The sequence below is a fragment of the Bacillus sp. FJAT-26390 genome, from assembly GCF_001682865.1.
In the GTDB taxonomy this organism is placed as follows: Bacteria; Bacillota; Bacilli; order Paenibacillales; family Paenibacillaceae; genus Pristimantibacillus.
Genome location: NZ_MAQX01000037.1, coordinates 191457 through 211209, shown reverse-complemented (window position 1 = coordinate 211209; position 19753 = coordinate 191457). Strand labels below are relative to the sequence as shown.

General features: G+C 47.6%; 8 protein-coding genes, 15 tRNA genes and 1 rRNA gene. 23 read left to right on the top strand and 1 reads right to left on the bottom strand.

What is annotated here, in order from left to right; genetic code table 11:
• Positions 1–49 precede the first annotated feature (49 nt).
• The 12 genes from A7975_RS32705 to A7975_RS32650 all read left to right on the top strand — a co-directional run bounded on the left by A7975_RS32705 (position 50) and on the right by A7975_RS32650 (position 4676).
• Positions 50–126 (top strand) — tRNA-Ile (locus A7975_RS32705).
• 296 nt (positions 127–422) lie between these two features.
• Positions 423–3356, top strand: a 23S ribosomal RNA gene (locus tag A7975_RS32700).
• 165 nt (positions 3357–3521) lie between these two features.
• Positions 3522–3597 (top strand) — tRNA-Asn (locus A7975_RS32695).
• A 4-nt stretch (positions 3598–3601) separates the two neighbouring features.
• Positions 3602–3677: transfer RNA gene (locus tag A7975_RS32690), tRNA-Thr, on the top strand.
• Positions 3678–3717: 40 nt separating this feature from the next.
• Positions 3718–3792 (top strand) — tRNA-Glu (locus A7975_RS32685).
• 35 nt (positions 3793–3827) lie between these two features.
• Positions 3828–3903 (top strand) — tRNA-Val (locus A7975_RS32680).
• A 9-nt stretch (positions 3904–3912) separates the two neighbouring features.
• A tRNA-Gln gene (locus A7975_RS32675) sits at positions 3913–3987 on the top strand.
• Between the two features lie 11 nt (positions 3988–3998).
• Positions 3999–4074, top strand: a tRNA-Lys gene (locus A7975_RS32670).
• A gap of 15 nt (positions 4075–4089) precedes the next feature.
• A tRNA-Leu gene (locus A7975_RS32665) sits at positions 4090–4172 on the top strand.
• A gap of 85 nt (positions 4173–4257) precedes the next feature.
• Positions 4258–4340: transfer RNA gene (locus A7975_RS32660), tRNA-Leu, on the top strand.
• A gap of 85 nt (positions 4341–4425) precedes the next feature.
• Positions 4426–4508: transfer RNA gene (locus A7975_RS32655), tRNA-Leu, on the top strand.
• Between the two features lie 85 nt (positions 4509–4593).
• Positions 4594–4676 (top strand) — tRNA-Leu (locus A7975_RS32650).
• A gap of 208 nt (positions 4677–4884) precedes the next feature.
• Here the strand turns inward: A7975_RS32650 and A7975_RS32645 are convergent.
• A complete protein-coding gene (locus A7975_RS32645; protein WP_065387908.1) occupies positions 4885–5244 on the bottom strand; it encodes a helix-turn-helix domain-containing protein in 360 nt (119 codons plus the stop codon).
• Positions 5245–5655: 411 nt separating this feature from the next.
• Between A7975_RS32645 and A7975_RS32640 the strand changes: the two genes are divergently transcribed.
• From A7975_RS32640 to A7975_RS32590, 11 genes are all read left to right on the top strand, one after another.
• A complete protein-coding gene (locus A7975_RS32640; protein ID WP_065387907.1) occupies positions 5656–7665 on the top strand; it encodes a chemotaxis protein CheA in 2010 nt (669 codons plus the stop codon).
• A gap of 13 nt (positions 7666–7678) precedes the next feature.
• Positions 7679–8170: a chemotaxis protein CheW gene (locus A7975_RS32635; RefSeq protein WP_053373937.1), complete on the top strand. Its 492-nt coding sequence runs from the start codon at positions 7679–7681 to the stop codon at positions 8168–8170.
• A gap of 16 nt (positions 8171–8186) precedes the next feature.
• The gene (locus A7975_RS32630) at positions 8187–9914 is read left to right on the top strand and encodes a methyl-accepting chemotaxis protein (RefSeq protein WP_065387906.1); all 1728 of its coding nucleotides are present in this window, start codon (positions 8187–8189) and stop codon (positions 9912–9914) included.
• A gap of 2 nt (positions 9915–9916) precedes the next feature.
• Entirely contained in the window at positions 9917–10735 is an 819-nt protein-coding gene (locus A7975_RS32625) for a CheR family methyltransferase (RefSeq protein WP_065387905.1), read from the top strand.
• A 27-nt stretch (positions 10736–10762) separates the two neighbouring features.
• Positions 10763–11800: a protein-glutamate methylesterase/protein-glutamine glutaminase gene (locus tag A7975_RS32620; protein ID WP_255314641.1), complete on the top strand. Its 1038-nt coding sequence runs from the start codon at positions 10763–10765 to the stop codon at positions 11798–11800.
• A 199-nt stretch (positions 11801–11999) separates the two neighbouring features.
• A complete protein-coding gene (locus tag A7975_RS32615) occupies positions 12000–12848 on the top strand; it encodes an ABC transporter ATP-binding protein (protein WP_053373940.1) in 849 nt (282 codons plus the stop codon).
• Between the two features lie 312 nt (positions 12849–13160).
• Positions 13161–13235, top strand: a tRNA-Gly gene (locus tag A7975_RS32610).
• 6 nt (positions 13236–13241) lie between these two features.
• Positions 13242–13318: transfer RNA gene (locus A7975_RS32605), tRNA-Arg, on the top strand.
• A 34-nt stretch (positions 13319–13352) separates the two neighbouring features.
• A tRNA-Pro gene (locus A7975_RS32600) sits at positions 13353–13429 on the top strand.
• An 18-nt stretch (positions 13430–13447) separates the two neighbouring features.
• Positions 13448–13521: transfer RNA gene (locus A7975_RS32595), tRNA-Gly, on the top strand.
• A gap of 636 nt (positions 13522–14157) precedes the next feature.
• Positions 14158–19464, top strand: a complete 5307-nt coding sequence (locus A7975_RS32590; RefSeq protein WP_065387904.1) for a choice-of-anchor I family protein — start codon at positions 14158–14160, stop codon at positions 19462–19464.
• Positions 19465–19753 lie beyond the last annotated feature (289 nt).

Sequence of the window (19753 nt, the reverse complement as noted above, 5' to 3'; positions counted from 1 at the left end):
TTTGAAAGATTAATCATCTTTCAACAGGAAGTCCAAAGGGAATACCCAAGGGCCTTTAGCTCAGCTGGTTAGAGCGCACCCCTGATAAGGGTGAGGTCGGTGGTTCGAGTCCACTAAGGCCCACCATTATCGACTCTGAGAAGTCGGTACCCATATAACTTTGGGGCCATAGCTCAGCTGGGAGAGCGCCTGCCTTGCAAGCAGGAGGTCAGCGNAGGCTCAGCTGTGATTTACTTTGCACCTTGAAAACTGGATAACGAAAGAAAAGAATTGCTGAAACATCCTTTAAGCTTTTTTATTGAAAGTGAAGGTTGTTCGAGATTGCTGCGACATCTTTTCATTTTGTTTCAACCATTTGATGTCTTAGGAGATCAGAGAAACAAGATGAAAACGGCGCACAAGCCGAATCAACCGGAACGCTAGGTTAAGCTAGTAAGAGCGCACGGAGGATGCCTAGGCACCAGGAGCCGAAGAAGGACGTGGCGAACAACGATACCGCCCCGGGGAGCCGTAAGCAGGCATTGATCCGAGGATTTCCGAATGGGGAAACCCAGCTGTCGTAATGGACAGTTACTACTAAGTGAATACATAGCTTAGTAAGAGGCATACCAGGGGAACTGAAACATCTAAGTACCCTGAGGAAGAGAAAACAATAGTGATTCCGTCAGTAGCGGCGAGCGAACGCGGATTAGCCCAAACCAAGGAGCTTGCTCCTTGGGGTTGTAGGACGTCTCACACGGAGTTACAAAGGTGTTTGGTAGGCGAAGAGGTCTGGAAAGGCCCGCCAGAGCAGGTAAAAGCCCTGTAACCGAAAGCAAGCACCCTCCGAGACGGATCCTGAGTACGGCGGGACACGTGAAACCCCGTCGGAATCCGGCAGGACCATCTGCCAAGGCTAAATACTCCCTGGTGACCGATAGTGAAGCAGTACCGTGAGGGAAAGGTGAAAAGCACCGCGGAAGCGGAGTGAAAAAGAACCTGAAACCGTGCGCTTACAAAAAGTCAGAGCCCGTTAAATGGGTGATGGCGTGCCTTTTGTAGAATGAACCGGCGAGTTACGATCACGTGCAAGGTTAAGTCGGGAAGACGGAGCCGTAGCGAAAGCGAGTCTGAATAGGGCGAATAAGTACGTGGTCGTAGACCCGAAACCGTGTGATCTACCCCTGTCCAGGGTGAAGGTGCGGTAACACGCACTGGAGGCCCGAACCCACGCACGTTGAAAAGTGCGGGGATGAGGTGGGGGTAGCGGAGAAATTCCAATCGAACTCGGAGATAGCTGGTTCTCCCCGAAATAGCTTTAGGGCTAGCCTCGAGGAATGAGCGTCGTGGAGGTAGAGCACTGATTGGGTGCGGGGCCCGCCAAGGGTTACCAAGTCCAGTCAAACTCCGAATGCCATAGACGTGCTACTCGGGAGTCAGACAGTGAGTGCTAAGATCCATTGTCAAGAGGGAAACAGCCCAGATCATCAGCTAAGGTCCCCAAGTGTGTGTTAAGTGGGAAAGGATGTGGAGTTGCAAAGACAACCAGGATGTTGGCTTAGAAGCAGCCACCATTTAAAGAGTGCGTAATAGCTCACTGGTCGAGTGACTCTGCGCCGAAAATGTAACGGGGCTAAACACACCACCGAAGCTATGACATGTGCCTATATGGTACTTGGGTAGGGGAGCGTTGAATACGGATTGAAGTTGGACCGTGAGGACTGGTGGACTGTATTCAAGTGAGAATGCCGGTATGAGTAACGAAAAGACAAGTGAGAATCTTGTCCGCCGAAAGCCTAAGGGTTCCTGAGGAAGGCTCGTCCACTCAGGGTAAGTCGGGACCTAACGCGAGGCCGAAAGGCGTAGTGGATGGACAACAGGTTGAAATTCCTGTACCACCGTAAACCGTTATGAGCAATGGGGTGACACAGAAGGGCAGTGACGCGGGCTGATGGAATAGCCCGTCCAAGCAGTGAGGCTAGTGTGTAGGCAAATCCGCACACTATTAGGCTGGGCTGTGATGGGGAGCGAAAATTGTAGTAGCGAAGGTCATGTACTCCGGCTGTCAAGAAAAGCCTCTAGCCAGGTGAAGGTGCCCGTACCGCAAACCGACACAGGTAGGCGAGCAGAGCATGCTAAGGCGCGCGGAAGAACTCTCGTTAAGGAACTCGGCAAAATGACCCCGTAACTTCGGGAGAAGGGGTGCCTCGGTAGGGTGAATAGCCCGAGGGGGCCGCAGTGAAAAGGCCCAAGCGACTGTTTAGCAAAAACACAGGTCTGTGCGAAGCCGTAAGGCGAAGTATACGGGCTGACGCCTGCCCGGTGCTGGAAGGTTAAGGGGAGCGGTTAGGAGCAATCCGAAGCTGTGAACCGAAGCCCCAGTAAACGGCGGCCGTAACTATAACGGTCCTAAGGTAGCGAAATTCCTTGTCAGGTAAATTCTGACCCGCACGAATGGCGTAACGACTTGGGCGCTGTCTCAACGAGAGATCCGGTGAAATTTTAATACCTGTGAAGATGCAGGTTACCCGCGACAAGACGGAAAGACCCCATGGAGCTTTACTGTAACTTGATATTGGACTTTGGTACGATCTGTACAGGATAGGTGGGAGCCTTAGAAGCATGAGCGCCAGCTTGTGTGGAGGCATCGTTGGGATACCACCCTGATCGTATCGGAGTTCTAACCTACTACCGTGAAACCGGTAGAGGGACCGTGTCAGGTGGACAGTTTGACTGGGGCGGTCGCCTCCTAAAATGTAACGGAGGCGCCCAAAGGTTCCCTCAGAATGGTTGGAAATCATTCGAAGAGTGCAAAGGCATAAGGGAGCTTGACTGCGAGACCTACAAGTCGAGCAGGGACGAAAGTCGGGCTTAGTGATCCGGTGGTACCGAATGGAAGGGCCATCGCTCAACGGATAAAAGCTACCCTGGGGATAACAGGCTTATCTCCCCCAAGAGTCCACATCGACGGGGAGGTTTGGCACCTCGATGTCGGCTCATCGCATCCTGGGGCTGAAGTAGGTCCCAAGGGTTGGGCTGTTCGCCCATTAAAGCGGTACGCGAGCTGGGTTCAGAACGTCGTGAGACAGTTCGGTCCCTATCTGTCGCGGGCGCAGGAAATTTGAGAGGAGCTGTCCTTAGTACGAGAGGACCGGGATGGACGTACCGCTGGTGTACCAGTTGTTCCGCCAGGAGCACCGCTGGGTAGCCAAGTACGGACGGGATAAGCGCTGAAAGCATCTAAGCGTGAAGCCCCCCTCAAGATGAGATTTCCCAGTATGTAAGACCCCTTGAAGACGACGAGGTTGATAGGTTCGGGGTGGAAGCACAGCAATGTGTGTAGCTGACGAATACTAATCGGTCGAGGGCTTATCCTAAAATCGTTTGCTGCGACCCATACATCCAGCAGACACAGTTAAAGAGGTTTTCAGCAAACCTGATCTTTCGTATCCAGTTTTCAGGGCGCAATTTGCCTTGTTTTTCAACCGTGCCTCTTTTGCAGTTGAAGTTCTTGGAGACATTTCAACTCAAAAATGCAATGTTCCCTGATAGCTCAGTTGGTAGAGCACTCGACTGTTAATCGAGTTGTCACAGGTTCGAGTCCTGTTCGGGGAGCCATTATGCTCTCATAGCTCAGTAGGTAGAGTGCATCCATGGTAAGGATGAGGTCACCGGTTCGATCCCGGTTGAGAGCTCCAGAAAACTTTCAACTGTTAGGACAAGCTTCAATTTATGTATGGCCCGTTGGTCAAGTGGTTAAGACACCTCCCTTTCACGGAGGTAACAGGGGTTCGAGTCCCCTACGGGTCACCAATTTCCTTTTTGACAAAAAAGGCGCCTTCACACTTGGACGCTTAGCTCAGCTGGGAGAGCATCTGCCTTACAAGCAGAGGGTCGGCGGTTCGATCCCGTCAGCGTCCACCATATCGCTGCTGGGGATTAGCCAAGCGGTAAGGCAACGGACTTTGACTCCGTCATTCTCAGGTTCGATCCCTGAATCCCCAGCCATTTTATAGTATGAGTCATTAGCTCAGTTGGTAGAGCACCTGACTTTTAATCAGGGTGTCGTAGGTTCGAATCCTACATGACTCACCATTTTTTATCTCACATGCGCGTATGGCGGAATTGGCAGACGCACCAGACTTAGGATCTGGCGGGCGACCGTGGGGGTTCAAGTCCCTCTACGCGCACCATCTTTAAAACCCTTCATCGGGAAACGCTCTGTATGTCAACAGAGAACTGTAGGTGGAAGTCCTACAAATAAGCTTTACCTTATATGCGCGTATGGCGGAATTGGCAGACGCACCAGACTTAGGATCTGGCGGGCGACCGTGGGGGTTCAAGTCCCTCTACGCGCACCATCTTTAAAACCCTTCATCGGGAAACGCTCTGTATGTCAACAGAGAACTGTAGGTGGAAGTCCTACAAATAAGCTTTACCTTATATGCGCGTATGGCGGAATTGGCAGACGCACCAGACTTAGGATCTGGCGGGCGACCGTGGGGGTTCAAGTCCCTCTACGCGCACCATCTTTAAAACCCTTCATCGGGAAACGCTCTGTATGTCAACAGAGAACTGTAGGTGGAAGTCCTACAAATAAGCTTTACCTTATATGCGCGTATGGCGGAATTGGCAGACGCACCAGACTTAGGATCTGGCGGGCGACCGTGGGGGTTCAAGTCCCTCTACGCGCACCATACTTACAACACAAGCTTTTAGGATCTTTAATCCTGAAGGCTTTTTTTTTGCAAAAATTTAATTTGAACCTTTTTTGGGTGAGCTCGCTAGATCGAATTTGATCTAGTGAGCTTTTTTATATCCAGCTTCTTTTGCGTCTGGCTATGGGGATTGCATGGATATGTATTCGAAAGAAGTGCTGTTGGGCTGCTTCTGTTGTGAGATCGCTTACTGTCTGTGTGATAGGAGATACAGTCTCTTGGCAAGAGTGGCGATTAATTGTTTATCCTCTGAGGACAGAGTGTGAATCAGTTCTATTAGAGAAGGAATGGTTTGCTGATCGAGAGAGCTATTTTGTTGTTTTTTGTCAAGAGGAGTTAACTTATGGCCTAGCAATATCCAGTCCAAAGATACATCAAATATAGTTGCAATGGAAATGAGTGCTTTAGCGCCTGGAATGGAGGTTCTGCTTTCACTTTCCCAGTCGCCAACATTACCGGGGGATACTGAAATTAACTTTGCAAATTCAGACATGGTAAGATTTTTCTCCTGTCTTAATTGTTTAAGTCTTCGTTTAATATCATGCATGAAGAATACCTCCTAGTTTGAAAAATGTCGCTTGTATGAGTGATGGAATCCGCGAAAATGCAGTTTTTAATCGTAAATACGAATAAAAGTTGCAATTAATCGTATTTACGAATATAATTTGTCTAATAGCACGAATTATGAAGCATTGTCACTTCATATGGCGTAAATTGAATAATTTAGAATAAATACGAAAAAGAACCTTGGTATTCTAAGGTCCATCTCTACCCTTTCCTATTACTTATTGAATTTTCACGGAAAATTGCCTTTGCAACCGCAGAGTCATCACTTGGGGTTTATAACCCTAAATAATTCTTCATTGCATTATCATTTTCCTTTGTTTGTATATAATTCATCGTTATATGTATACGTGTTCAGTTGGTTCCTCGTAGCAAAATAGAAAGAGGGATATGGATGAATGGAAGAGATTTAACTGACCCTATTATGGAGATGTACATATTCGAATCATCACAACTATTAGAGCAGCTTGAATCGACGATCCTTGATTGCGAACAGGCGGCTTCTTTTTCCGTTCACGCAATAAATGAGATTTTCCGCAACATGCATACATTGAAAGGCTCAGCAGCTATGATGCAATATTTGAGCATTGCCGAGGTAGCGCATGCCATAGAGGATCTATTTCACTTTATTAGGGAGAACAAGGAACAGTCGCTCAATCATACCTTTTTGTCAGATCTCGTCCTGAGAGTAGCGGATTTCATTAAGGCGGAGGTAAGCAAAATCTCACAGGGCAAGGAGCCGGATGGAAATCCTATCATCATTATTAACGATATTAAGCAATATTTGGAACAGCTAAAGCAACTAATAAATATAAGATTATTTTCCTATCAAGCGGTTGTTCGTTTTCAAAGTGATTGCGAAATGGAAAATATTAGATCATTTAACATTATTCATCGTTTAAAAGAGATATCTGAAATCCTACACCATGAGCCGACTGATCTTCTTGATGACGAAAGAAGTATCGAAGCCATTAGGAATCAAGGGTTTCATATCTCTTTTAAGTCTGAAAAGAGCTATCAGGAGGTTCATGGTTTTTTCATGGAAACAATTTTTCTGGAGCAATTGAGTCTAACCCAGATAGAGGATGCCGAAGATCAGGAGTTGTTTCCAGAAATCGAACAAACCGAACTTTCTTTTGAGCTGGCAGACTGGTCTGAGGATCGAGAGCGGGAAGGGAAGTCAGAAGGCTCGTCAAGAAATGCGGTTATTAGCGTAAGCGTGAATAAGCTTGATCAACTGTTGGATCTCATTGGTGAGCTAGTCATTGCTGAAGCTATGTTTACCCGCAGTGAAACTTCTAATGATACAAGAGAGGATTCGGCTTTCAACAAACCATCCGGACAGCTTCGAAAGATAACAGGTGAGCTCCAGGATATCGTCATGTCGATCCGAATGGTGCCGCTTGTCACTACCTTCCATAAAATGCGCCGAGTGGTTAGGGACATGTGCCAGAAGCTAAGCAAGGATGTGGGCATTGAAATAATCGGTGAAGATACGGAGCTTGATAAAAATATTATCGATCAAATTTCTGATCCACTGATGCATTTGGTCAGAAACGCGCTGGATCATGGCATTGAATCAAACGAGGATCGTGTTAAAGCAGGAAAGAAACGGTCGGGCGTCATTACATTAGAAGCGAAAAATACTGGCGGTTACGTGGAGATTGTTGTCAGGGACGATGGGAAGGGCTTAAACAAAAATAATATCGTAAGAAGAGCTGTGGAGAGAGGTCTCATCGATGAGCAGCATGGAGAACTGACCGAGAAAGAGATATACGCTTTAATTTTCTTACCCGGATTTTCTACGAAAGACAAAATTACGGAATTTAGCGGCCGAGGAGTTGGGATGGACGTTGTCACTCGCAATATCGAGGCGGTAGGCGGCGTTATCTCTGTGGTGAGCAAGGAGCTTGAGGGAACGAGCATTACGATGAAAATTCCATTAACGTTAGCAATAATTGACGGCATGAATGTTAGGGTTGGAGATGCTAACTACACGGTACCGACAACCTCGATTAAGGAATCCTTCAAACCGAAACGATCTGATGTCATTACGGATCCTGACGGGAACGAAATGATTATGGTGCGTGGCAACTGCTATCCTATTCTGCGTCTGCATGAGAGGTTTCATACTAGAAATAGCCTTACTGATTTTACGGAAGGAATATTCGTTATGATCGAGCAGGATGGCAAAAGAATGTGCTTGTTCGTAGACGAGCTTCTAGGCCAGCAGCAGGTAGTCGTTAAAAATCTACCTCGATACATTAAACAATTCATACATAGGGAAGGACTTGCTGGGTGCACGCTGCTGGGTGACGGAAGTATTAGCCTTATTCTTGATGTAGCTGATCTAATGGGTATGAATCGAAATCGAAGCATGCCGGCATTTGCCCATAATAGGTGAGGAGTCGATGGACATGACCGAACAGTCGAGCTTGGACAGCAGTTATGAAGAAGATGCGCAGAAGGATAAATATCTAACCTTTTCGCTTGGCAATGAGCTGTACGGTATCGAGATTAAACATGTGATAGAGATTATTGGGATTCAGACAATTACTGTAGTGCCAGAGCTCCCTGAATATGTACGCGGCATTATTAATTTACGGGGAAAAATTATTCCGGCAATGGATGTGCGATTAAGGTTTAAAAAAACATTCCGTGAATACAACGATAGAACCTGTATTGTCGTTATCGATATACAAGAGATATCTGTTGGTCTTATTGTTGACAGCGTCTCTGAGGTACTGTCAATTCCCGGTTCGGACATTGTTCCTCCTCCAGAGGCAGGCGGCGGCATGAACCGCTACATTCAAGGAATAGGCAAACTAGGAGCTGCTGTGATGCTGCTGCTCGATTGCGATAAGATGCTTAACGACAATGAAATAGATAAATTATTCATAGCTCAATAAATGGAGGAATAAGACGATGAAATGGTTTTATGATATGAAAATCGGCAAGAAGCTGACTTCTTCATTTATTATGGTAGCACTATTGGCTGGAATTGTCGGTGCTATAGGCATCACGAATTTGAAAAGCATGGATAATCGCTATAACGAGTTATATGAACAATTTGGTCAGTCGGTTGGGGAGCTTGGCAATATTGGCATGAATTTTCAAAATATTCGCGCTCTAGTACGCGATGTTTTGCTGCATACAGATACTGCTAAGCAGAGCGAGGCGATTGAACAGATTAATAGTTTAATGAAAGAGACCGATTCATTGATCGCCACTTTTAAACAAAGCCTTCAAAATGAGGACGAGAAAGCTAGATTTAACGAGCTGGCAGATGGACTCGGGGAGTATCGACAGTATCAGAATCGGATTATTGCTTTTGCATCGTCACAACAAACGGAGCAAGGCATGAAGGAGCTGGAAGCAGGAGCCGCCATTTCCAAAAAAGTAGATGGACTCATTGATGATTTATATCATGATAAAAATACAGAAGGAGCCCGCCGTTCAACCGTGTACACTGCTTCGTCAAAAACGATAATTGCAACAATGCTAGCCATTGTTATTATCGCGATGCTTACAGCAGTAGCTCTGGGCCTATTGATCTCACGAATTATTAGCAAGCCAATTAGCAAGCTGGTTGAATCTGCTGAGCGTATTGCAAATGGCGACTTGAATATGACGGTCGACGTCGCAACTAAGGATGAAGTAGGCGTATTGGCTGCCGCATTTGGCAAGATGACTGATAACATGAATGAAGTGCTGTCTAATATCCAAAACGCGTCAGAGCAGGTTTCTACAGGAGCCAGACAAGTATCGGAATCAAGCATTGTATTGTCGCAAGGGGCATCCGAGCAGGCAAGCTCTGTGGAACAGCTAACTGCCTCGCTTGAGCAGATAGCGGCACAGACAAGATTAAATGCGGAGAACGCAGTTCAGGCAAATATGCTTGCTGACCAAGCGAGAATAAATGCACAGCAGGGCAACGATAGGATGAAAGAAATGCTGAATGCAATGGAGGAAATCAATACGTCCTCTGGCAGCATTTCGAAAATAATAAAGGTTATTGATGAAATCGCGTTTCAGACGAACATATTGGCTTTGAATGCGGCAGTCGAGGCGGCTAGAGCTGGACAGCATGGCAGGGGCTTCGCTGTTGTTGCAGAGGAGGTGCGCAATCTGGCGGCACGTTCTGCTAATGCGGCAAAGGAAACGACGGATATGATTGAGGGCTCGATTCGCAAAGTAGAGGATGGAACAAAAATCGCAAACGAGACGGCGTCAGCGCTTAACCAAATCGTTGATGGCGTAGCTAAGGTAGCGAATTTGGTTAACAGCATCTCTGAGGCATCAACCGAACAGGCAACAGGCGTAGAGCAAATTAATCAAGGCATCATGCAGGTCTCGCAAGTCGTTCAAACGAATTCAGCTACCTCGGAGGAGAGTGCGGCAGCTTCTGAGGAGCTAACAGGCCAAGCAGAGATGCTGAAGCAGCAGATAAGCCGATTCATACTTCGCAAGACGCAGCCGTCAGCTACCTATAAAGAATACGAGCAACTGGACCCGGAAATGCTGCGTATGCTGGAGAATATGGCTGGAAAGGCGAAGAAACGGAATTGGGTTATTGAAAGCGATCAGCCTGAAGTCGCAGCAGCAAAAAGCTCCACTATCCTGTTAAGCGATCGCGAGTTCGGTAAATATTAACGATGATTGTCATTTCGGAAGAGGAATTCAAGCATCTTGCCCATTATATCAAAGCGCAATTTGGCATTAATTTAAAACAAGAGAAAAAGACGCTGCTGGTAGCCCGCCTGCAGCGTCATTTGCTCGAGCAGGGATTTGATAGCTTTGCGCAATATCTCCAGCATATTAAAGCAGACTCCAGCGGAGCCTCGGACTTAATGCTAGCAAACAGAATTACGACAAACCATACCTTTTTCATGAGAGAAGCGAACCATTTTTACTATTTACGAGATAAGGTGCTCCCCATTATAGTCCGCACAATTCGTGACTATGATTTGCGGATTTGGAGCGCGGGCTGCTCGTCAGGAGAGGAGCCCTATACGCTAGCGATTTTGTTGGATGAATTTTTCGGTCCAAGGAAGCAGGGTTGGAATACGCAGGTGCTGGCTACCGACTTGTCAGCGAAGGTGCTGGAGATTGCAGCAAAAGGAACTTATTCAAATGACGCGCTGGACACCGTTCCTGCGCTTTGGCGATCCAGTTACTTCCGCAAGCTGAATGAAGAGCAGTCGGTTGTGCTTGATAAAGTGAAATTGGAAGTTATATTTCGCCAATTCAATTTAATGCAGAAAACCTTTCCTTTTAAACGAAAGTTCCATGTCATTTTTTGTCGGAACGTAATGATTTATTTTGATCATGAGACTAAACGCGAGCTAATTAGGAAGTTCTATGAGATGACCGAGCCAGGCGGATACCTGTTTATCGGACACTCGGAGTCGCTTGAGCGCGACAAAACGGAATATGCCTATATCATGCCGTCTGTATATCGGAAAGAGCTCTAAATTCAGTTCAGGCTTAAGGAGGCATCGTTGATTATCAGTACGGTGGATAAAAGGATAAGGGTACTCGTCGTGGATGACTCCATCATGTTCCGTGAGGTATTGGCAAGAGGTCTGGCTACTGATCCCTTTATTGAGGTGGTAGCAACGGCCAAGGATCCTTTTGACGCGCGTGATAAGATCATTCAATATAAGCCTGATGTGCTGACGTGCGACATCGAGATGCCGGGAATGAACGGAATAGAATTCATACGCAGATTGCTTCCGCAATACCCGCTGCCAATCGTTACGGTTAGCTCGATTAGCGTAGCAGCGTTAGACGCATTAAGGGCAGGAGCAGTTGATTTTGTAGCGAAGCCAGATATAGCGACTCCCCAGCGCGTAGAGCAGTTCCTATTCGAGCTGATTCGCACTATCAAAGGAGCCTCTAAGGCGAAGATCATCCAGGAGGAACGATCCGAGAAGATCAATGAAACAAAGCCGCAGCAGCCCATCAATAATCGAAACCACATCATTGTGGTTGGCGCATCAACCGGAGGCACGGAGGCGATGCATACTATGCTGAAGGGACTGCCGGCAAATGCGCCAGGAATGGTGGTCGTACAGCATATTCCGCCCATCTTCTCGCGCATGTTCGCAGAACGCTTAAACGCATCCTGCGCGATGCAGGTGAAGGAAGCAGAAGATGGCGATTTTGTGCAAGCGGGTACCGTTCTAATTGCACCGGGTGACAAGCATGTCTCGCTTGTAAAAGCAGGAGATCGCTATAAGCTGGTCTGCCGAAGCGGGGAGAAGGTAAACGGTCATTGCCCATCGGTCGATGTATTATTTGAGTCAGCCTCCAAGGCTGCGGGTGATCGCGCAATAGGCATTATTTTAACAGGGATGGGAAAGGATGGCGCACGGGGTTTGCTGTCCATGCGAACCAAAGGCTCACGAACGATTGGTCAGGATGAGAAAACGTCCATCGTATATGGCATGCCCAAAGCAGCCTATGAGCTAGGCGCCGTGGAAATTCAGTCAGCTTTGCCGGATATATCGCGTGTGCTGCTTTCATTATTGTCATAATTTGAAGAGAGCCAACCTGCTTCCAGGTTGGCTCTCTTCTTGTTGCAAGTAAGGGAAGAGATTATGATTGACTTTTCGCATGAGAAACATTATCATTAAAACGTCAATGATAATCGTTATCAATTTTAGTTTAGAGCGAATAACCATATACATGATTAAAAGGTGTCTGCCACGGCAGCGGAAGGAGCGTGCATGTCCAATGATTCGTCTAACAACTTCGGGTCTTGATATTGCTTATGATGACCGTCTTATCGTCCAAAATTTAAACATTGCTATACCTCAGGGGAAAATTACGGCGCTAGTGGGAGCAAACGGCTCCGGCAAATCCACGATTTTGAAAACGATGGCCCGTATTATGAACCCATCCCAAGGCAGTGTGCTTCTGGACGGCAAGTCCATTCATAAGCAATCGACGAAGGAAGTAGCGAAGCAGCTGGCCATTTTGCCGCAAAATCCAACTGCTCCAGATGGACTAACGGTTGCTGAGCTTGTATCATACGGACGCTTCCCTTACCAGAAGGGCTTCGGTTCGATGAGCAAGGAAGATCGCAGCATCGTGCAGTGGGCGATTGAAGCGACAGGAATGAACGATTTTGGCGATCGTCCGGTCGATCATCTATCCGGCGGACAGCGCCAGCGTGCATGGATTGCCATGGCGCTAGCGCAGGAGACAGACATTCTGTTCCTTGACGAGCCAACGACGTTTCTCGATATGGCGCATCAGCTCGAAGTTCTTCACCTGCTTCAAAAGCTAAACGCTACCAACAACCGTACTGTCGTTATGGTTGTGCATGATTTGAACCATGCAACTCGTTACGCACATCATATGATCGCTATTAAAACAGGTGTCGTGGTTGGCGAAGGTACGCCTGCCGAAGTTATGACCCCTGATATTATGCGTGAAGTATTTAATATTGAAGCAGATATCGTTCCTGATCCGCGCACAGGCGTTCCGTTATGCTTGCCTTATGCGCTGGCTGGTCAACCGGCTGCGGATAAAGTAGCGATGAACAGCCGCATTGTGTCTTTAGCGGCTGCAGGAGCGTAATTATCAAAACGTAACCGTAATCCCTCCCGGGGTTGCGGTTTTTTTTATAAAAAGATTTTTGGCGTCATTGGCCTCTAGATCAGACCTGATTACGAAAAAATCGAATGAATAGATGGCCAGCTGCATAGGATAAAAAATGCGGAAAACCGCGTTAAATCAACGTTTTTTCGTAATCTGGAAGCTGTAAATTGGTGTTCGGAAAAATAATTTAAAACTTTTTTATAAAAACAGTTGCTTTTTGTTTTCAGGGGTGATATATTATTACTTGTCGCCGCGATGATAAACATCACGAACGGCTGACACAAATAACATGCGGAAGTGGCTCAGCGGTAGAGCATCGCCTTGCCAAGGCGAGGGTCGCGGGTTCGATTCCCGTCTTCCGCTCCATAATGTGTGCCCTTAGCTCAGCTGGATAGAGCGTTTGACTACGAATCAAAAGGTCAGGAGTTCGAATCTCTTAGGGCACGCCATTATCACTTCATTAGATGTACTTTATTTACACTTCGGGACGTAGCTCAGCTTGGTAGAGCACCTGGTTTGGGACCAGGGGGTCGCATGTTCAAATCGTGTCGTCCCGACCATCTTTAAACTTTTTATCTGCGGGTGTAGTTCAATGGTAGAACTTTAGCCTTCCAAGCTAATAGCGTGGGTTCGATTCCCATCACCCGCTCCAACTATTTAAACCCGAAAGCCTTGCGCAGCAAGGCTTTTTTTGTTTTCATTTATCCAACAAGCGTAGAGTGCTCAACCTAGTATGAGGCGGGCTTTGGGGCAAACTGTGGAACGTTTGGATTGAGTTGCTCCAAGAGACCGGTTGTAAGCTAGGGTAGCGGATCTAAAGCAGAATTAGCAGGAAAAGCTCCCGTTATATGAAGTGTTATCGGACGAAAATTACGTTTAGATGGATTTTCTCCCGTTAATATTTAGTATCCAGGCCCATTAGGTGCGATATTGCTCAGATTAACAGGAGTTTTTCCTGTTAAGTGCTCAATATGCTGCTCTGCCGAGTGAATTAGCTGGAGGATTTCCTGTTATTTCAAACTAGCCGACTTTAGCGATGCAGGTTCCATAACTTTCAATGTGCCAAACGAGCCGTAGATGCGTTTTCTATAGGCTCGTTTTCATTTATATTATGGTGCGACGGAATGAAAACGGTATATTAATAGGAAAGGATTTTCGTCACGCTGAATTGGTTGAGCATAGACCGCATATGAGCGTTTACCAAAGCTTAATGGAAAATTAATCATCACAAAATAATCGTACTCTAGTATAAGGTTTAACTTCAAACCTATAGGAGAGTGAGATTGTCTTGAGGATTTATAGTAAAAGATTGATATCCTTACTGTTAGCAGCGGAGATTACAGCGAGCCTGATGCTGCCTGCCGGATCTGCTATGGCAGCAGACTTGCCGTTGTCAGGAACACCTTATACAGTGGGCAATAGCTATGATGTTACCGTCCCTCATGTCATTATTAATCAAGTATACGGCGGGGGCTTGTCTACGGATTCTGCGATTCTTCTCTCCCACGGTTTTATCGAGCTTTACAATCCCACGAATAGCGATATCGATCTTTCTGGATGGTCCTTGCAATATACGGATCGTGGCTCCAGCGCTCAGACAGGTCCAACTCTCCAATGGCAAAAGCTTGATCTCTCAGGAACGATCAAAGCACATTCCTCTTTTCTTGTTAAAGGCGCCTCAACAGGTGCGACTAGTCCCAAGGTGAATCTTTCGGCAAAAGGCGACCAATCATGGGAGCGTTTTATTAATAACAAAGGGCTTAAAGTAGCTTTGATGAGCAATCAAATCCAGCTGACGGATGCGAATCCTTTTGAAACAAAGCCTGCTGGTTATGTCGATATGATTGGATCAGGAAGCAATGACAACGGCAGCGATATTGACGGATTTGAAACCGCTTTTCCTACAGGCTCGGCTGAGGGCACATCGAAGAAAAAGGCAATTCGCCGAAGCGATTTCGCGGATACCGACAATAATAAAATAGATTTTAAACAAATTGATTATGAAGTGGCAGCTGGAGCAGCTTTGCTTGCAGTATCGCCTCGCAGCGGGTCTGACGGTGCTTGGGGGCCAGGCGTAGTCGAGCCTTTAACGATTACTACCTCAACTCTTCCAGATGGCTACACTAACTCTCCATATAACGCGAAATTGGATGCCACGGGTGGGGTGGCGCCTTATTCCTTCACTGCTTCCGGCTTGCCTGATGGGCTTAGCCTTGCGTCTAATGGTGCTCTTACAGGTACACCAACTGCCGCTGCAGCTGGAGCATCCGTAACCGTTACCGTAACGGACAGCACAGCAGGAACCCCTATTAAGGTAGACAAGTCCTTTACACTCACAATTAATACTGAAATAGCGCCTGCAAACCATGTGATAATTAATGAGGTTTATGGCGGAGGCGGGAAAATCAACAAAGCTGTTCCTCCCGTTGCTTCTCCTTATCTTTATGATTTTGTGGAGCTGTACAACCCGACTGCTTCGCCTATAGCGCTGGACGGCTATCATTTAAGATACAGCAATAAAGGCGCAACGACGGTTCAAGGCTACGATTTTGAGAAAAATGCGATTATCGCCCCTCAGGATTACTACTTAGTTCGCCTTGAAGCGACTTGGGGAAATACGAGCGATAAAAACTATGGCGACGCCTACTATGCCGATGCCTACGCAAGCACAAAAGAGCAATCGATCGGCATGTCTGACACCGATGGAACGGTGGAGCTTTTTAATGGAGCTTACGCGGCTTCTGCTGTTGTTGATGCGGTTGGTTTCGGAGCCGTGCAGACTTCGCTGCACGAGGGCGCTTCGGCTGGTAACGGCACATCGCTCCCTGCGGCCATTAAAGGTGTGCGTCGCATTAACTTTCAAGATTCTAACAACAATGCTGCCGACTTCGCGGTAGTTGATCCGTCGCCAACTCAATCCGGCAAAGCGGAAGGAACGGTTGAAGTTATTCCTGGCTTCGTTAAGCTTATCGGATCACTACAAAAGCTTGCCGCAGATACAGCTGTAACGATTGAAGGCTTGGTCACGACACCGGCCGTTAAATCCGACAACAGCCAAACGGATTCGGTGAGATATATCCAATCGTTCACGGGAGCGATTGCGGTTGAAGGATTGGACCCTTCTATTCCAGTCGGAGCAGAGGTGCGGGTTACCGGAACTGCTGGTCTCCATGAAGGAGAAGTGCGGGTGAAGGGCAATTCGCAAGTCACGCGACTGAACAATAACGTATATAGCTTGAATAAAGAAGATACGTTCGATAGCTCTATGCATACAGTAGACAAGTTTAGTTCGATAACGGCTGAGATGTATGGCAGAAGAGTTTCGACTACAAGCAAAGTCAAAGTTTTTGACAAGGCTGCTGGTACGATAAAGCTGGACAATGATATGCTGCTATACATTAATGGCGCATTCCCGCAGGTAGCGGCTGGCGATATCGTGCAGGCGACCGGAGCACTAGCTGTTTTTGGCGGCGAAGTTCGTCTGACAGTAGCAAGCGCGGCATCTGACTTGGTCATTAAGCCTGCTTCAGCTGAATTTGTTGATAAACTGAACATCTCAAAAATCGGAGAATACTCGGTTGGACTGACCAACAAGGACGGCGGAGTTGCCGAGATCGTTAAATTCAACAAAGACAACGGCAAATTTTACCTCGTGAATGGATCTGGAAATCCGCCGAGCCTTGACATTGTAAGCTTGGGTAACGGAACCGGAACATTGACCAAAGAGAAGACCGTACTCGTTAAGCCGCTGGCAGAGACGGAAGGTTTTGCGTACGGCGACTTGACCAGCGTAGACATCAATACGGCAACTAAGCGCGTTTCCGTATCGGTACAAGAGGCGGATTCCATGAAGCCAGGCAAAATACTTGTACTCGACTATGACGGCAATCTGGTTGCCACTTATACGGCCGGCGTGCAGCCGGATATGATTAAGTCGACGCCTGACGGCAAATACATTCTGACTGCGGATGAGGCGGAGCCGCGCTCGGGCGCAACAGATCCGAAGGGCAGCATTACCATCGTCAACACAGTGGATAAAACGGTTAAGCTGGTGCATTTTGATGACCCGTCCGTCATTGAAGATGGCGTGCATATCCGCGGACCCGTTGACCCGGCAGATGGAAAGATCAAATCCAGCGGCACTAAAGCCGATGCCGTATATGATTTGGAGCCGGAATATATCAGCTTATCCGAGGATAACAAGATAGCTTATGTGTCCTTGCAGGAGAATAACGCAATTGCTGTAATCGACATCGCAACAGGCAAAGTAAATGCCGTTAAGGCGCTTGGCCTAAAAGACTATAACGATGTCCGCAACTCGCTTGACCTTCAAAAAAACGGCGCGATCAAGCTGGAAAACGTACCGTTCAAAGGCATGTACATGCCTGACGGTATTGCCACGCACACGATTAACGGTCAAACGTACCTGTTTACCGCTAATGAGGGCGATGTGACGGAATGGCCTAACCGTACGAATGGAAGCACCATTGGCGCATTAAAAGGGAAGCTCGACCCGAATTCGGAGGCAGCGAAATTCCTGAATGGCAAAACTGCCTATGACGGTGTAGAAGTAGCGAGCGATATGGGCAACGACGGCATCTACATGTACGGCGGACGCTCCTTCTCGATCTGGAACGCAAGCTCGATGCAGCAGGTGTATGACAGCGGCAACGATTTCGAAACGATTACCGCTGCTCGTTTGCCGGCCTACTTCAACGCAAGCAACAGCAATTCGACGATCGACAATCGCAGCGGCAAAAAAGGCCCTGAGCCGGAAGATATTAAGGCCGGTAAGGTAGGCAATAAAATCTTTGCTTTCGTTGGCCTAGAGCGCATTGGCGGCTTTATGACCTACGATGTAACCGACCCTGCGAAAGCGACATTTGCGAATTATACGAATACGCGTGTGTTCAAGGATGGTCAAGGCAATGACAACCTGAACACCGATACGGGACCAGAAGGCTTGGAGTTTATCCCGGCTAACATTAGCCCGACAGGCAAACCATTGCTGCTAGTTGCTTACGAAGTGGGAGGCAAGGTAGGCGTATATCAACTGGAAGTAACGAAAGTAACGGTTGATAAAACGGACCTTTCCTTGAAAGTAGGAGACGCGGCCGCGAAGCTGACAGCTACGGTTGAGCCAGTAGGCGGTAGTGCTGCAACGGCGACATGGTCGTCCTCGAATGCGAACGTAGCAACAGTTGACGCAGGCGGGAATGTAAAAGCTGTAGCGGTAGGGACAGCCGTCATTACAGCGCTTAGCGCGGACGGTTACGGTTCGGCCGAGACGGTAGTAACCGTTGCGCGAGCCGATGTTGGCGGAGGAGAAACACCACCGCCATCGCCAACACCAAAACCAACGCCAACTCCAGGGGCTCCTGCTACATCGATTGAAAATGGCGACACCGTAAAAGCGGTAACCGTGCTTACGCCAGCTATGGATAACAGCGGCAAGACCTCCGCTACAGTAACGTCAAAGCAATTGGCTGCGACACTTGCGGCGCTGGATAAAGCAGGAAACGGAAAGCCGGCTGCCGTCGAATTTAAGATAGCCGCAGCTAATGCTGATTCCGCAACGATTCGTTTCGAGAAGGAGACGATTGCACAGCTTAAATCAAGCAGCCTTCAAACGTTAGATTTGAATGTCGGGCTTGGCGTCATATCCTTTGATAAAAAGTCCATTGGAACGTTGACGGCGGCAGCCGGGAATACGGAGCTTTCGGTCTCGGTCAATAAAGCCGATAAGACAAAGCTTTCCGCTTCTAATCAAGCAGCTGTCGGCAGCCATCCGGTGTATAACATTGACGTTTTGGCAGGCAATACAGCAATTCACGATTTGAGCGGAGGCAATGCCCGTATCAGCATTCCTTATGTGCCGCAAGCGGGTGAAGACAGCCACGCCATTGTTATCTACTATATTGCAGACAATGGAGAGCTTATCGTTGTACCTAACAGCGTGTACGACGCGCAGACAGGCCAAGTTTATTTCACGGTAAGCCATTTCTCCACTTACGGAGTTGGTTACAGCCATGTGGATTTCCGTGATACGGCAGCAAGCTTTGCCAAGGATTCCATCGTGTATCTGTCCGCCAGAAATATTATCGGCGGCATGGGCGAGAACAAGTTTGCGCCGAAGGCCAACATGACGCGAGCGGATTTCACGCTTATCCTTGCCCGAATTGCGGGCGTTCAGTTGGACAGTTATAAGTCTACGAGCTTTAGCGATGTGAAGGCATCCGACTACTACGCGGCCTCCGTAGAATGGGCTTCCGAGAAAGGAATTACCGGAGGCATTGGAAGCGGGAAGTTTGACCCAAAAGCGAACATCAGCCGTGAGCAGATGGTGGCGATGATCGCTAGATTCGCTGAGTATATGAAATACAGCCTGCCAGCGAAAACAAATGGCATAACATTCGTAGACGATTCATCCATTAGCGGCTTTGCGAAAGAAGCGGCAGCTGCCGTGCAGCAAGCAGGCATTATTAACGGCAAATCGTATGCGAGCAAGGAAGGCAGTTATTTTGCGCCAAAAGATTTCGCGACAAGAGAGGAAGCAGCAAAAATGCTGGCCAAGCTTGTACAATTAATGGCGTAATACAATCGAAGCAGGGCCGCAACGACTCTTATAGAGAGGCGATTGCGGCCTTTTTTTGGAAAGCTGATTCAGTAAATGTTGAAAGGGATAAATTAACTTATGATGAGGATTCAAAATAAGTGGGTTCCCCGCAAGGCTTGCGCCAATCCGATTTTGTGAGATTGGCTGCAGGGCTTCAACCCTGTAGGTTTTTGTAGTATGATGGTAGAAGTCAAAAAACGTTCATGTTGTACATGCAAGCTTCCGAAGCGATTTTTGCTTCGCAAAAACAAGTAAATGCTTACGGAGC

Excerpts from the sequence above, each read along its gene's own strand:
- A7975_RS32645 (WP_065387908.1), bottom strand. The coding sequence starts at position 5,244 with ATGCATGATATTAAACGAAGACTTAAACAATTAAGACAGGAGAAAAAT.
- A7975_RS32640 (WP_065387907.1), top strand. The coding sequence starts at position 5,656 with ATGAATGGAAGAGATTTAACTGACCCTATTATGGAGATGTACATATTC.
- A7975_RS32635 (WP_053373937.1), top strand. The coding sequence starts at position 7,679 with ATGACCGAACAGTCGAGCTTGGACAGCAGTTATGAAGAAGATGCGCAG.
- A7975_RS32630 (WP_065387906.1), top strand. The coding sequence starts at position 8,187 with ATGAAATGGTTTTATGATATGAAAATCGGCAAGAAGCTGACTTCTTCA.
- A7975_RS32625 (WP_065387905.1), top strand. The coding sequence starts at position 9,917 with ATGATTGTCATTTCGGAAGAGGAATTCAAGCATCTTGCCCATTATATC.
- A7975_RS32615 (WP_053373940.1), top strand. The coding sequence starts at position 12,000 with ATGATTCGTCTAACAACTTCGGGTCTTGATATTGCTTATGATGACCGT.